Genomic DNA, 13,798 nt, shown 5'->3' on the forward strand with positions numbered 1-13,798 from the left:
CGTGCCGCTAAGGAATGGGAGGACTACTACAACTACCACCGACCCCACGCCGGCCTCGGCGGCCAAACCCCCTATGAGAGGCTGCGACAGAAGTCCCAAGCCCAGCCTGTCACCGGCCACCGTCAGTAGCACAGCTAGGCGGGCCGTTCGGCCGGGAGCTCGTCGCCGCCGTCGAGGGCGAAGCCGGTGACGAGTTCCGGATCGATCCGGATCACCTCGGTCATCTCGCCCGCCACCCACGGGCGCGGCAGCGTCCGGAACCGGGTCAGCTCGCGAGCGCCGACGCGGCGCGCGTACCCGACCGCGATGACGCTCCACGCGATCCGGTCACCTTCGTGGATGAAGTCAGCCTCGTAGGCGACCACGGTGCCGATCGCGGACAGCAAAGCCGCGCCGGGATGGGTCCGGACGATGACGCAACCGTCGTGGAGCACGTGGTTCACCGGCCGGATGGTGGGCAGCGCCTGGTGGGTGAACACGACGCGGCCGACGCCCACACTGCCCAACAGGCTCAGCGACTCGGCGCGGCCCAGTTCACGCGGGGCCCTCGGCGAGGTCTGATCGATCACCCCGTCATCGTCGCCCCGGCTTCGCGCGGACGGACAGGGCCGAAGGTCACCGGATCGATCATCGGGGTGACAAGTGACGTTGGTCCCTGCCGGAGGTGACTTCCGCCGGTTCGCGGCACGTGCGGCGGCCTCTAGGTTGGGAAGGTCATCTGCGGAAGGGGCCGTGCCGTGATCACCGTGTTCCTGGTCGACGACCACGAGGTCGTCCGCCGTGGCGTCGCCGACCTGCTCGGCACCGACCCCGAACTCGAGGTCGTCGGCGAAGCCACCACCGCCGCGCAGGCCATGGCCCGGATCCCGGCGCTCAAGCCCGACGTCGCGGTGCTCGACGTCCGCCTGCCCGACGGCAACGGCATCGAGCTGTGCCGCGAGCTGCGGTCCCGGATCCCCGAGCTCAACGTCCTCATCCTGACCTCCTACACCGACGAGGAGGCCATGCTCAACGCCATCCTCGCCGGCGCCGGCGGCTACGCCATCAAAGACATCGCCGGGCTGCACCTGATGTCGGCCGTACGCGAAGTCGGATCCGGCCGCTCCCTGCTCGACACCCGCGCCGCCGCCACCCTCATGGCCAAACTCCGCGACCGCACCCGCGACGACGGGCCGCTGGCCGGGCTCACCGAACGCGAACGCACCCTGCTCGACCTGATTGGCGAAGGACTCACCAACGCCCAGATCGCGCAGCGCATGTACCTCGCCGAAAAGACCATCAAGAACTACGTCTCCCGGCTACTGGCCAAACTCGGACTCGAACGCCGCACCCAGGCCGCCGTCCTCGCCGCCAAACTCCGCACCGGCGAGCACGCCGACGCACCCCGGCCCGGGGCGCCCGTAGTGCGCTGACAGACCACCCGCGAGGGCGAGGGGGAAGGGCCTCCGGCGATCCGCCGGAGGCCCTTTTTACTGCTCAGTTCAGCTCACGCGGCCGACGTGCGCGTCCACTTCGGATGGCCGGTGACCGGCGGTCCGCCTGGCCGGGATGATCACGACCGGGCAGCGCGCGTGGCGCAGGCACTGCGCCCCGACGGACCCGAGCAGCGCCCGGGACAGCCGGCCGTAACCGTGGCTGCCGAGAACGAGCATCGCGGCGTCCGACGACACCGACAGCAGCATCCGCACCGGGTCGCCCTCCACGATCTCGCGCTGCACCGGGACCTCGGGGGCGCCGGTGTGCACGCGGTCGATCAGCTCGTCGAGGGCGTGCCGGTGCGCCGCGCGAACCGCCTCGGCGGTCTCGCCGCCGCCGGCGTAGCTCCAGACGTTGACCGCCACCACGTCCCGCCCGGTCGGCGCGGCCTCGGTGATCGCCCAGCGCAGCGCCTCCGCACTGCCGGCCGAACCGTCCACTCCCACCACGATCGATGCCACCACGTCGTCCTTCCGCACGCCGTTTTCGCCGCGTCCAGCGTCGTGCGGCGCCGGGGACGGCAGGAAGGGCCGTTGGTCCCCGCCACGCGGGCATCCCGGCCCTGCCCGCCACGCCCGGCCTGAGCTGCACTGGAGGCATGACATTTCCCGACGACTACACCGTGAACGCGGCACTGGCGCTGGCCGTGCGCGCGCCGTCGGTGCACAACACCCAGCCCTGGCGGTGGCGGATCGGCGACCGCACCGTCCACCTCTACGCCGACCCGGCCCGGCAGCTGCCGGAGACCGACCCGGACGGCCGCGACCTGCTGCTCAGCTGCGGCGCGGCGCTGCACCACCTGCGGGTGGGTTTCGCGGCGCTGGGCTGGCGCGCCGAGGTGCACCGGCTGCCCAACCCGGCCGAACCCGGTCACCTCGCCGCCGTCGAGCTGCACCGCCACGAACCGGGGCAGGAAGAGATCGCCCTGGCCGCGGCCATCCCGCGACGGCGCACCGACCGGCGGCGGCACAGCTCCTGGCCGGTGCCCGACAGCCACATCGAAACCATGGCCGCGCGCGCCGCCGACGAGGGCGTCATCCTGCGCGAGGCCACCGGCTCGGCCCGCTACCACCTGGCCGAAGCGGTCTTCGAGGCGGCGCGCCGCCACGCGGCCGACCCCGCCTACCGGATGGAGCTGGCCGCGTGGAGCGGACGGCACTTCTCCACCGAGGGCGTGCCCGCGGTCAACGCCCCCGCGCCCGATCCCACGCCGGGCGCGCTGCCCGGCCGCCCGTTCGCCGATCCCCAGCTCGCGCAACCGCCCGGCACGAACGGCGAGGACGACGAGACGGTGCTGCTGGTGCTGGGCACCGCGTCGGACGATCCGCTGTCCCGGCTGCGTGCCGGCGAGGCGACCAGCGCGGTCCTGCTGACCGCGACGAACCTCGGACTGGCCTCCTGCCCGCTGACCGAGCCGCTGGAGATCACCGGCACCCGGCAGCAGGTGCGCGACCGCGTCACCGGCGGCACCATGCCGCAGATGGTCCTGCGCGTCGGCTGGGCGCCCGTCAACGCCGACCCGCTGCCCGCCACACCGCGCCGCCCGCTGGCCGAGGTCGTCACCCCGCTCAGCACGCAGTCCGCCACCTGAGGAACCGACCATCGAGAAGGGCGCCGGCCGCGTGGCCGGCGCCCTTCTCGTGCGGGGAGGGAAAACCCCACTCCTGCCGCCCCGCCGTTTCCGGGCAGCTGGAAGTGGGGCTCCTCCGGGGCGAAACAGCCCCCGCCACCCGCCACGAAGGGACGCCAGTCCACACGGCCGGCGTCCCCCTGCCGTCGCAGCGCGGCGCTAACGCCCCACCCGACGCGGCCAGTGTGAGGTCCGCCTCCGGGCTAACGGTCCTCCACATGAACACCCGCCACACAAGAAAACGCCGGCCACACGGGCCGGCGGTCCCTTCCGTCGCAGCGCGGCGCTACCGCCCGGCCTTGCCGTCCCCTGACGACTCGCCCGGCGCGGCCAGCGAGAAGTACGCCTCCTCCTCCTGGGCGAAGTGCAGGGTGAGCACGGCGTCCAGGCCGTAGAGGGTCGCGCGCAGGTCGTCGATCTGGTCGGGGCGCAGCCCATCCGGAGCCTCGGCGAGGTGCCGTCCCAGGCGCCGGGTCAGGCGGGTGATCTCGGCGTGCCCCCGGCTCATCGGCACGGTGCTCTCGGAACCGAGCATCCCGGCCAGCGCCGGGTAGAGCTGCGTCTCCTCGGCCAGTTCATGGGGCAGCAGCCGGTCGAGGAGCATCCGGTGGGCGCGCCGGACCGCGGCTTCGGCCTCGGGGCCGGCCCCCCGTGTCAGCGCGTCCGCGGCCTGCCGGACCGCGGCGCGCGCCGGGAGCAGTTCCTCGTGCTCGTGCGCGAAGCGGTGCAACAGGACGTCGGTGGCCGGCTCCGGCTTGGGCCGCCGCCACCACACGACCCGCAGCGCGTTCAGGATCACCACCACGTCGATGGCTTCCTGCACCACGGCACCGGCGACCGGGACCAGCAACCCGAACCCGGCGGCGACCATCGCCAGCGCCGACAGCGCGGTGCCGGCCGCCGCGCTCTGCACGGCCAACCTGCGCGCCCGGCGCGCGATCTCCACCGACTCCGCCAGCCGGTCGATGCGATCGTCCAGGATCACCGCGTCCGCGGCCTGCGCCGCGGCGGTGGAACCCCGCGAGCCGAGCGCGATGCCGACGTCGGCCGCGGCGAGGGCGGGTGCGTCGTTGAGGCCGTCGCCGACCATCACGGTCACCCCGGGGCCACGGCGGACGCGGGCGATCTTGTCCGCCGGGCTGGCCCCGGCCAGGACTTCGTCCAGGCCCAGCTGCTCACCCACCTCGCGCGCGTTGTCGACGCGATCGCCGGTCAGCAGCACCACGCGGTCGAGCCCGATGCCGCGCAGCCGCCGCAGCGTCCGCGCCGCGTCCGGCCGGATCCGGTCGCGGACCAGCAGCGCCGCGAGCAGCCGGTCGTCGCGCGCCACCCAGATCACGGTGGCCAGGTCGAGCCTGCCGCGCCGAGCCGCGGCCATCGCCCACTCCGGCAACGAGTCGTCCGGTGGCTTGCCGACGTGGACGACGCTGTCGCCGACCCGGCCGGAGGCGCCCCGGCCGGGCTCTTCCGTGACCTGCTCGGCGGCAGCGGGCTGGACACCGGCGCGCCGCGCGGCCCGGAGCACCGCTCCGGCCAGCACGTGCGGCGAGTACTGCTCCACGCCGGCCGCCAGCGCGAGCGCCTCGGCTGGGGTGGTGCCCGGCGCGCAGACGATGTCCAGGACCTGCGGGGCCCCCTCGGTGATCGTGCCGGTCTTGTCCAGCAACAGGGTCCGGGCGCGGCCGAGCAGTTCCAGGGCCGCGCCGCCCTTGACGACGACGCCGGCGCGGGAGGCGCTGGACATGCCGCCGGTGATCGCGATCGGGACCGCGAGGAGCAGCGGGCACGGGGTCGCGGTGACCAGCACGGCCACGGCGCGGTCCGGGTCGCCCGTGGCGATCCACGCGACGGCGGCGATGAGCAGCGCCGCGGGCAGGAACCAGACGGCGATGCGGTCCGCGAGCCGGGCGACCGGCGCGGACGACGCCGCGGCCTCCCTGGCGAGCCGGACCACACCGGCGTAGGTGCTCTGCTCGGCGCTCGACCGCGCCGTCAGGTCGGTCGCCGCGCCCGCGTTCACCACGCCGCTGCGGACGGCCTCACCGGCAGGCCGCGGGACCGGGAGCGGTTCCCCGGTGAGCGCCGATTCGTCGAAGACACCCGGTTCGAGCAGTTCCCCGTCCACCGGGACGATCTCCCCCGGCCGCACCACCACGCGGTCGCCGGGGCGGACCTCGTCCACCGGCACGGTGTCGAGCCGCCCGTCGCGGCGCAGGCGCGCCTGCCGTGGACTGCGCTGCAGGAGCGCCGAGAGGTCACGCCCGGCGCGGGCCCGCGCGGCCGACTCCAGGACCCGGCCGGTGGCGACCATGACCGCGATGACGGCGCCGGCCAGGTACTCGCCGACCGCGAGCGTGCCGGCCAGCGCGAGCACGGCGAGCACGTCGGCGCCCCAGCGACGGGCCCGCAGGTCCGCCGCGACCCAGACCAGCGTGGGCACCAGGGCGACCGCGGTGGCGCCGCCCCACAGCCCGTCCGCGACGCGGGGAGCGTCCAGCAGCCAGGCCAGGCCGCCGCCTGTCAGCAGCGCGGCGACCGCGCCGAGCAGCAGCGGTTCGCGCCGCGTCACGGGTACGGGTAGGTCGTCGGGGCGGTGTCGCGGACGATCGCCGACCCCGCGACGCCGCTGAGGGTCACCGTGACCGACAACCCGATGGCCAGGTTGAGGATCGCGGTGGCGAGGCGGGCGTCCAGCGCCGCCGACAGCCCGAGCGGGACCACCACCGCGATGGCGGTCAGCAGGACCATGATCCACCCGAAGAAGGCGCGGGCCCGCGGGGTGGTGAGGAGCAGCAGGTGCAGCAGCGCGGTCGCGGCCAGCGCGACCGCGGCGGACACCAGCGCGTAGGTCAGGGTGCTCGCGCCGCCCCAGGTACCCGCCCGCCGCGGCGCGAGCACCGGGATGTCCAGCAGGCCGCGGGCGACGAGGATGCCGACGACGGCGACCAGTGCGGCGACGCACGCGCTCGCCGCGCCACCGGCCCACAGGCGCCCCCCGAGCACCCGTGACGTGGCGCCGGTTCCAGGTTCGTTCATGTCAGCCTCCCACGGAATTTCGCATGCCGGTTTCCGGCGCCTCCCAGCGAACCGCGTGCGCCCGGCCCCGCGACGCGGCCGAGCGTCACCGATCGGCCGGACCAAAGTCCCTGCCGCGGGAGCCCGCAAGCGCCTCCAGCGCCTGCTCGGCGCCGCGGGCGAACACCTCGACGTCCGGGCAGGCGTCGGCGTCGCCCACCACGGTGATCGCCAGCTGCCCCGCGTAGGAGAGCGCGCCGAGGCCGAGGGTGATGTTGCCGATCAGCGGCACGATCGGGAACAACTCGAGCACGCGCGCGCCGGCGAAGTGGAAGGGCTCCGGCGGGCCCGGCACGTTCGCGGCGTAGACGTTCGCCCACCGCTGCCGGTCCATCCTGCGCAGGACCGCGCGCTGCAACGCGCTGACGCGGAAGAGCACGCCGCCGCCCGCGGAACGCTTGTGCTTCTTGCGCTCCGTGGTCTCGGCGGCGATCATCTCAAGCCGCCGCACCGGATCGGCCACGCCGACGGGCAGCCGCACCAGCATCATGCCGTCGAAGTTTCCGCGGAGCCGGTCCCGCGGCTCCTGGTGCAGGGACACCGGCACGTAGGCGCGGAGCGCCAGCGCGTCCACCGGCTCGCCCCGGGCGCGCAGGAGCTCCCGCAGCCCGCCGGACATCGCCGCCATCAGCACGTCGTTGACCTTCGCGCCGTGCGCGGCGCCGATCCGCTTCGCGAGCGGCAGGTCGCCGCGGACGAGCGCGAACCGCCGTCCCGGCCCGATCGGCGTGTTGAGGCTCGTCCGCGGCGCCCGTTCCTCGGTCAGGAGCTCCCGGAAGGCCGGCCACGCCTGGCGCAGCGCGGAAACGGTTGCCGGCAGGCGGGCCGGCACGGACACGCCCCGGCGCACCGCCTGCCACCGGCGCCGGGTGTTGTCGGCCAGCAACTGCACCGCCGTCGGCTCCGGCTCCGGTACCGGCCAGGGCGCCGCGAGGGCACGCACCTCGGGCCCGGGGTCGAAGAACTCGCCGAGCAGGGCGACCGCGGCGACACCGTCGGCGATCGTGTGGTGGAGGCGGACGAACAGCCCGGTGCGGCCGCCGGCCAGCCCGGTCAGCAGCCACATCTCCCACAACGGACGCGATCGGTCCAGCCTGCGCCGCCGGATCCGCTCGACCGCGACCAGGAGCTGCTCGTCGTCACCCGGGGCAGGCACCTCGGCCGCCCGGACGTGGTACTCCAGGTCCACTGTAGACGCATCGGTCCAGTACGGCGGCCCCAGCCCGAACCGCGGGACCCGCAGGACCTGCCGCATCCGCCGGACCAGCGGGAGGCGCTTCCCGACGACCTCGCGTGCGAGGTCGAGCGAGAAGCGCCCCGCCGTCCGGTTCCCGTCCAGGACCGCCAGCACACCGATGTCCTCCGGCCAGCCGAAGTCGTCCGGCCACAGCATGCCGAGATCCAGCGGGGACAGACGTTCCACGTCGCGTCAGGACTCCGTCTGCGCGCTGACGGGACGCTGCGCGGCCCGGTGCACCGGCACCGCGATCAGGGCCACGCCGCCGGCCAGCAGCGCCAGCCCGACGCCGATCACGATCCAGGCGATGTCGTCGAGCGCGGGAACCGTCGCGCCGATCTCGGCCACCACGTTCACCCCGGGTGAGCCGTCGGCGTTCATCACCACGACCGTCCAGTCGCCGCTGCGCATCGGCCACACCACCGTCTGGGTTCCGCCGCCGCTCGCCTGCGCCGTCCAGATGCCCGCGGTTTCCGGCGCCGGCAGGGTGCGGTTGCCCGGGTGCACGACGAACCGGTCGGTGGACCAGTCGGTCACCGTGGCGTATTGGGCGCCGGCGAGGAAACCGGCCGCGGCGGCGGACGGTGCGATGCCGACGAACACCGGGGTCGCCGGGTCGGCCGCGGTCGCCCGCACCCGCACGTCGCCGACCAGGCGCTGGATGCCGCTCCAGTCGGCGGCCGTGCCGGCCAGTTCGATGTCCTCCGTGGCGATGGCGTAGCCGGTGGCGCTGAGGCTGTTCGAGGCCGACAGGTAGCCGTCGGAGTCCCGCTGCGCGCGGTCCGCCCACAGCAGCGTGCTGCCGCCGGTGAGCAGGCCCGTCGCGGTCAGGGCGAGCACCGCGCCGGTGATCACCGACGCCACCTTGCCGCCGGTCCAGCGGTGGTTCGCCGGCTGCCAGTGCTCGGGCGAGGACGGCTCGGTGACCGGCCCCGCCGGGTCGTGCGCGCCCATGTCGAGGCGGAACGGCGGATAGGCGTCGGTCATCAGCGCGGCGTACGCGGCGACCCGCAGCACCCAGCGGTCCATTCCGAGCACGAAGTCGAAGACCGGCTTCGGGTAGCGGCCGCTGAACAGCAGCACGATCCCGGCCACCAGCACCAGGATGCCGACCAGGCCGCCGGCCGCCCAGGTGAACCCGTCGTCGTCGGTGTACCCGATCAGCCAGGTGCCGCCGCCGGCGAACAACCCGGCGATGATGTAGTGCGGGATGGCCAGCAGCCACCACTTCACCAGCACCAGCCCGCGGGACAGCCGCTCCGGGTAGTCGATCTCCAGCCGCGCCGGGTAGGCGGGCACGTCGGCGAGCGTGAACGGCGGGTAGGCGTCGGTGCCGAGCGCGCTGTAGGAGTAGAACTGCACCCGCCACGACCAGCGCAGCACGCCGACGTTGAAGTCGAAGATCGCGCGCGGGTAGCGGCCGGTCACCAGGATCGCGAAAAACGCGACCACGGTGAGCACGAAGAAAGCGAGCCACAGGAACGAAAGCACCACCAGGTGCGGGATGACCAGCAGCCATTTCACCAGCCACAGCCATCGGGACAGGCCGGCGTCGAGGTTCCCCTCGACCCGGACCGGGTAGGTCATGCGGACGTCCATCGGACACCTCCGGCAGAAGAATCGGTCGAAAACCCACGCTGCGCGCGGGGGTGGCGTGGTCACCAGGCACGAAGGTCCCGGGTCCCGGGGCATTCCGGCCCCGCCGGGCGGTGGTCAGGAGCGGGCGCGCTCCAGCAGCACCCGCCGCTCGGCGGAGGCGATCGCGGTCCGGGCGGCGGGCACGGCGTCCGGGTTGACCGAGATCGACGTGATGCCCAGCCGCACCAGGTGGTCGGCGAACTCGGGCCGGTTGGACGGCGCCTGCCCGCACAGCGACGACGTGATGCCCAGCGACCGGGCCGTCGTCACGATCCGCCCGATCGCGTCCAGCACCGCCGGGTCGGATTCGTCGAACAGCTCGGCGCACTCCCGCGAATCGCGGTCCACGCCGAGCACCAGCTGCGTCAGGTCGTTGCTGCCGATGGAGACACCGTCGATGCCGAGGCCCACGTACTCGGGGAGCCAGTGCACCACCGACGGCACCTCGGCCATCACCCACCGGCGCAGACCGCGGGAGCGCCCGAGCGGGCTGGCGTCGACCAGGCGCAGGCACTCCTCCAGCTCCCACTTCGTGCGCACGAACGGGATCATCAGGTGCAGGTTCGGGGTCTCCTCCCGCACCCGCGCCAGCGCCCGCAGTTCGAGGTCGAACAGGTCCGGCTCGCGCACGTAGCGGAAGCAGCCGCGGTAGCCGATCATCGGGTTGTGCTCGGCGGGCTCGTAGCGCTCCCCGCCGGTCAGGCCGCGGAACTCGTTGCTGCGCAGGTCGGTTGCCCGGTAGACGACCGGGCGGGCGCCGAACGCGCGGGTGATGGTCAGCAGCGACTCGCTCATGGCTGTCACGAACGACTCGCCCTCGCCGCGGGCCAGCAGGTCCCGGGGGTGGCGTCCGCCGAGCGCACTGGTGAGCAGGAACTCCGCGCGCAGCAGGCCGACCCCGTCGACGGGGAGCGCGGCGACGCGCTCGGCCTGGTCGGCGATCGCGAGGTTGACGTACAGGCGGGTGGCGAGGGGCTCGGCGGCCACCGCGGGGGCCGCGACGGGCTCCGTGCGGGCGGGCGCGGCGGTGATGCCGCTGCGGACCTCCCCGGTGCTGCCGTCGACGGTCACCTCCTCGCCGTCGGTCAGCAGCGTCGTCGCGCCGCCCGCGCCGACGACGCATGGGACGCCCAGCTCGCGGGCCACGATCGCGGCGTGGCAGGTCATCCCGCCGCCGTCGGTGACGATCGCCGCCGCGCGGCGCAGTGTCGGCACCCAGTCCGGGTTCGTCATCGGCGCGACGAGGATCTCCCCGCTGCGCAGGGCCTTGCCCTGGTCGGGCCGGGTCAGCACGCGCACCGCGCCACCCGCCCGGCCGGGCGACGCGGCCAGACCGCGCAGCAGCACCTGCCCGGCGGGCTTCGGCTCCGGGCCCAGCGTGGTGATGGGCCGCGTCTGGACCAGCCAGGTCCGGTCGCCGTCCACCGCCCACTCCAGGTCCTGCGGCCGCCCGTAGTGCTCCTCCACGCGCCGGGCGAGGCGGGCCAGCCCGACCACCGTGACGTCGCCGAGCACGCGCTGGTGCGCGGCGCTCGCGGACAGCTCGACGCGAGTGTCGCCGTCGGGGCCGTGGACGATCTTGTGGGTCTTGTCGCCGATGCGCACCTCGCGCACCTTCAGGTCGTCCTTGCCGACGACGTAGGTGTCCGGGGACACCGCGCCCGACACCAGCGTCTCGCCCTGGCCGAACACCGCCTCGACCACGACCACTCCCCGGTCGCCGGTGCGCGGGTCGGCGGTGAACGCCACACCGGCGCGCTCGGCCCGGACCATCTCCTGCACCACGACCGCGATCGCCGGCTCGCCGGTGAACCCGCGGCCTGCCCGGTAGGCGACCACACGCGGGGAAAACAGCGAGGCCCAGCAGTCGGTGAGCCGCTCCAGCAGCGCGTGCTCGCCGACGACGTTGGTGAAGCTGGCGTTCATCCCGGCGAAGGAGGCGTCCGCGCCGTCCTCCCCGGTCGCCGACGACCGCACCGCGACCACGGCGTCCGGCCCCAGCTGCGCGTAGGCGGCGACCACCTCGGCGCGGACCCGCGGGTCGAGGGTGGCCTTGCGCACCAAGTCCCGCATGCGGTCGCAGTGCTCGGCGAGCCGCTCGGGGTCGTCGGCCAGGCCGAGCGCCTCGGCGTGCAGGTGGGCGAGCTCGTCACGGACGCCGTCGTACTCGGTGGTCGCCCAGTAGCCCTCGCGCAGCACGACGAACCCGCGCGGCACCGGGAATCCCGCCGCGGTGAGCTCACCCAGGTTCGCGCCCTTGCCGCCGGCCGAAAGGTCGTCGTCGGCCCGGATCGCGGACAGCTCCCGTACGAAAGTCATGGTCCTCGCCTCTCTTCGCGTCCGTTCCACGGTGGCGGAGCCGCGCAGACGGCAGGGAGGGCCGGAAGTCCCCGCCACCCGGTCCGTTCTGCCCTGCCGGAGCGGCGCCCCCGCGCGCGACGCTGTCCATGACTGACAGAGAGGAAGTCCGATGAGCGAATCCCGCACGATCGTGGTCGGCGTGGACGGTTCGGCGCAGAGCCGCGCCGCGCTGCGGTGGGCGCTGCAGGAGGCGCGGCCGGGAGACCGGGTGCGCGCGATGCTGGTGCGCGTCCGCGACGAACTGCTGCCCGGCACGTCCTACGCCATCCAGCCGCACGGGCGGATCCCCGTCGGCGAGGACAGCGCCTACGCCGGCCTGCTGCACTCGACGGTCCAGGAGACCCGGGGCCCGGGGGCGCCGGAGGTGGAGGAGGTCGTGCTCAGCGGCGACCCGGCCACCGAGCTGAACAAGGCCTCCGCGGACGCCGACCTGCTCGTGGTCGGCTCGCACGGCGCGCGGCCGCTGACCGAACTGCTGCTGGGCAGCGTCGCGACCCAGGTGGTGCGGCACGCCCACTGCCCCGTCGTCGTCATGACCGCCCACGCCGCGCAGTAGCGCGTCGCACGGCGATCCGGAAAGGACGGTCCCCGCCGCGCTGGGCGCTCACAGCGTGCTCGCGTGGTCGGGGACGTAACTGCCCGGGTTCGCCGCGGGCCGCACGTAGTTCGACGGCGGCCGCGGCGGGACCTCCAGTGCGGGCGGCGGCACCTCGGTGTACGGGACGCTGGTGACGAGGTGGTGGATCATGTTGATCCGCGCCGCGCGCTTGTCGTCGCTGTCCACCAGGTGCCACGGCGCTTCCGCGATGCCGGTGTGGACGAGCATGTCGTCCTTGGCGCGCGAGTAGTCGTCCCACCGGGTCAGCGAGTCCAGGTCCACCGGGGACAGCTTCCACCGGCGCATCGGGTCGTCCAGCCGGGCGCGGATGCGGCGCTCCTGCTCGTCCTGGCTCACCGAGAACCAGTACTTGCGCAGCAGGAGGCCGTCCTCGACGAGCATCCGCTCGAAGATCGGGCACTGCCGCAGGAACAGCTGGTACTGCGGTGTCGTGCAGAACCCCATGACCCGTTCCACGCCGGCGCGGTTGTACCAGCTGCGGTCCATCAGCACGATCTCCCCGGCGGCGGGCAGCTGCGCCACGTAGCGCTGGAAGTACCACTCGCCGCGTTCACGCTCGTCCGGCCTTGGCAGGGCGACGATGCGCGCCACCCGCGGGTTGAGGTACTCGGTGACCCGCTTGATGGTGCTGCCCTTGCCGGCGCCGTCCCGGCCCTCGAAGATCACCACAAGCCGCCTGCGCTCGGCGCGCACCCACTCCTGGATCTTCACCAGCTCGCCCTGCAGCCGCACCAGCTCGCGCCGGTAGGCGTCCTTGCGCAGGCTCACCGGACCACCGCCACCGGGCACGGGGCGTGGTGCAGCAGCGCCTGGCTCGTCGAGCCCAGCCCCACGCCGCCGAAGTCGGCGCGCCCACGGGAGCCCACCACGATGAGCTGGGCGTCCTGGCCCGCCGCGAGCAGCCCGCGCACCGGACGGTCGCGCACCACCACCGGGCGCACGTCGACGTCCGGGTACTTCTCCCGCCACCCGGCGAGCCGCTCGGCCAACAGACGGCGTTCGTCCTCCGCGATGGCGCCGTAGTCGGCGTCCATCGGCAGCACCGACCAGGTCTCCCCCATCGTCATGTCGGTCCAGGTGTGCACCGCGAGCAGCGGCACGCGGCGCAGGTTCGCCTCGTCGAGGGCGAACGCGAGCGCGGCGTCGCCGCCGGGCGAGGCGTCGATCCCGACGACCACGGGCGCGTCCGCGGGCGGAGCGCCGCGCACCACGACGACCGGGCAGTGCGCGTGCGCCGCGAGCGCGCCCGCGACCGATCCGAGCAGCATGCCGGGGAACCCGCCGAGCCCGTGCGAGCCCAGCACCACCACCACGGCCGTGGCCGATTCCTCGATCAGCCGTTCCGCGGGGTGGCCGGTTCGCGCGCCGCCGCGGATCTGCCCGTCCGGGACCGCCGCTGCCGCGGTCTCGGCCTCGGCGAGGCAGTCCGCGTCCTCCCCGACGTGGATCAGCCGCAACGGCCGCTTCCGCAATGCGGCGTCCCGCGCCGCCCAGCGCACCGCGTCCAGCGCCGGGGCCGAACCGTCGACACCGGCGAGCACCGCCTTCTGTTCACGCGCCATGCCCCGACTCTCGCGTGCCGGATCCGGCGGCGGCCAGGGCCGGGCGGCCTCACCCGGAGAGCCCTTCGGCCCTTCCGGGCTCCTCGATTACCGTGGTGACCTCGTCCGCGGGCCGTCGCGGCAAGCCGGGCGTGGTGAAGCCGAAACCCAGGCGCAGCAAGGTGTGCGGCTCACCCTCGTCCCGGAACAGCGTGGCCAGG

At 74.2% G+C, this 13,798-nt stretch carries 12 protein-coding genes; 3 read left to right on the forward strand and 9 right to left on the reverse strand.

Annotated elements, in window-relative coordinates; genetic code table 11:
• Nucleotides 1-134 precede the first annotated feature (134 nt).
• Nucleotides 135-569, reverse strand: a complete 435-nt coding sequence (locus AMY39116_RS0323960) for a pyridoxamine 5'-phosphate oxidase family protein (protein WP_020420164.1) — start codon at nucleotides 567-569, stop codon at nucleotides 135-137.
• Between the two features lie 168 nt (nucleotides 570-737).
• Here AMY39116_RS0323960 and AMY39116_RS0323965 point away from each other — a divergent pair, with 168 nt between their 5' ends.
• A complete protein-coding gene (locus AMY39116_RS0323965) occupies nucleotides 738-1,412 on the forward strand; it encodes a response regulator transcription factor (RefSeq protein ID WP_020420165.1) in 675 nt (224 codons plus the stop codon).
• 69 nt (nucleotides 1,413-1,481) lie between these two features.
• Here the strand turns inward: AMY39116_RS0323965 and AMY39116_RS0323970 are convergent, their stop codons facing one another.
• Nucleotides 1,482-1,937 carry a universal stress protein gene (locus tag AMY39116_RS0323970; RefSeq protein WP_027936189.1) on the reverse strand — a complete coding sequence of 152 codons (456 nt, stop codon included), beginning with the start codon at nucleotides 1,935-1,937 and terminating at the stop codon, nucleotides 1,482-1,484.
• Nucleotides 1,938-2,074: 137 nt separating this feature from the next.
• Between AMY39116_RS0323970 and AMY39116_RS0323975 the strand changes: the two genes are divergently transcribed.
• Complete coding sequence (locus AMY39116_RS0323975) at nucleotides 2,075-3,067, forward strand: NAD(P)H nitroreductase (protein WP_020420167.1); 993 nt, start codon at nucleotides 2,075-2,077, stop codon at nucleotides 3,065-3,067.
• 325 nt (nucleotides 3,068-3,392) lie between these two features.
• On the opposite strand, the gene AMY39116_RS0323980 is transcribed toward AMY39116_RS0323975, so the two are convergent.
• From AMY39116_RS0323980 to ppsA, 5 genes are all read right to left on the reverse strand, one after another.
• A complete protein-coding gene (locus tag AMY39116_RS0323980) occupies nucleotides 3,393-5,675 on the reverse strand; it encodes a heavy metal translocating P-type ATPase (RefSeq protein WP_020420168.1) in 2,283 nt (760 codons plus the stop codon).
• Entirely contained in the window at nucleotides 5,672-6,142 is a 471-nt protein-coding gene (locus AMY39116_RS0323985) for a DUF6069 family protein (protein WP_051123590.1), read from the reverse strand. Before AMY39116_RS0323985 ends, AMY39116_RS0323980 begins: the two co-directional genes overlap by 4 nt.
• An 85-nt stretch (nucleotides 6,143-6,227) precedes the next feature.
• On the reverse strand, nucleotides 6,228-7,604 hold the full coding sequence (locus AMY39116_RS0323990; RefSeq protein ID WP_020420170.1) for a wax ester/triacylglycerol synthase family O-acyltransferase: 1,377 nt from the start codon (nucleotides 7,602-7,604) through the stop codon (nucleotides 6,228-6,230).
• 6 nt (nucleotides 7,605-7,610) lie between these two features.
• Nucleotides 7,611-9,017, reverse strand: coding sequence for a DUF4389 domain-containing protein (locus AMY39116_RS0323995; RefSeq protein WP_020420171.1), 1,407 nt, complete (start codon nucleotides 9,015-9,017; stop codon nucleotides 7,611-7,613).
• Nucleotides 9,018-9,131: 114 nt separating this feature from the next.
• On the reverse strand, nucleotides 9,132-11,375 hold the full coding sequence (gene ppsA / locus AMY39116_RS0324000; protein WP_020420172.1) for a phosphoenolpyruvate synthase: 2,244 nt from the start codon (nucleotides 11,373-11,375) through the stop codon (nucleotides 9,132-9,134).
• Nucleotides 11,376-11,526: 151 nt separating this feature from the next.
• Between ppsA and AMY39116_RS0324005 the strand changes: the two genes are divergently transcribed.
• The gene (locus tag AMY39116_RS0324005) at nucleotides 11,527-11,973 is read left to right on the forward strand and encodes a universal stress protein (RefSeq protein WP_020420173.1); all 447 of its coding nucleotides are present in this window, start codon (nucleotides 11,527-11,529) and stop codon (nucleotides 11,971-11,973) included.
• A 48-nt stretch (nucleotides 11,974-12,021) separates the two neighbouring features.
• On the opposite strand, the gene ppk2 is transcribed toward AMY39116_RS0324005, so the two are convergent.
• Both ppk2 and AMY39116_RS0324015 read right to left on the reverse strand, forming a co-directional pair.
• Entirely contained in the window at nucleotides 12,022-12,804 is a 783-nt protein-coding gene (gene ppk2, locus AMY39116_RS0324010; RefSeq protein ID WP_039791727.1) for a polyphosphate kinase 2, read from the reverse strand.
• A complete protein-coding gene (locus tag AMY39116_RS0324015) occupies nucleotides 12,801-13,598 on the reverse strand; it encodes a universal stress protein (RefSeq protein WP_020420175.1) in 798 nt (265 codons plus the stop codon). Before AMY39116_RS0324015 ends, ppk2 begins: the two co-directional genes overlap by 4 nt.
• Between the last annotated feature and the right edge of the window lie 200 nt (nucleotides 13,599-13,798).

The sequence above is a fragment of the Amycolatopsis sp. ATCC 39116 genome, assembly GCF_000231075.2.
GTDB classification, from domain to species: Bacteria; Actinomycetota; Actinomycetes; order Mycobacteriales; family Pseudonocardiaceae; genus Amycolatopsis_E; species Amycolatopsis_E tucumanensis.

Excerpts from the sequence above, each read along its gene's own strand:
- AMY39116_RS0323995 (WP_020420171.1), bottom strand. The coding sequence starts at position 9,017 with ATGGACGTCCGCATGACCTACCCGGTCCGGGTCGAGGGGAACCTCGAC.
- AMY39116_RS0323985 (WP_051123590.1), bottom strand. The coding sequence starts at position 6,142 with ATGAACGAACCTGGAACCGGCGCCACGTCACGGGTGCTCGGGGGGCGC.
- ppsA (WP_020420172.1), bottom strand. The coding sequence starts at position 11,375 with ATGACTTTCGTACGGGAGCTGTCCGCGATCCGGGCCGACGACGACCTT.
- AMY39116_RS0323975 (WP_020420167.1), top strand. The coding sequence starts at position 2,075 with ATGACATTTCCCGACGACTACACCGTGAACGCGGCACTGGCGCTGGCC.
- AMY39116_RS0324015 (WP_020420175.1), bottom strand. The coding sequence starts at position 13,598 with ATGGCGCGTGAACAGAAGGCGGTGCTCGCCGGTGTCGACGGTTCGGCC.
- AMY39116_RS0324005 (WP_020420173.1), top strand. The coding sequence starts at position 11,527 with ATGAGCGAATCCCGCACGATCGTGGTCGGCGTGGACGGTTCGGCGCAG.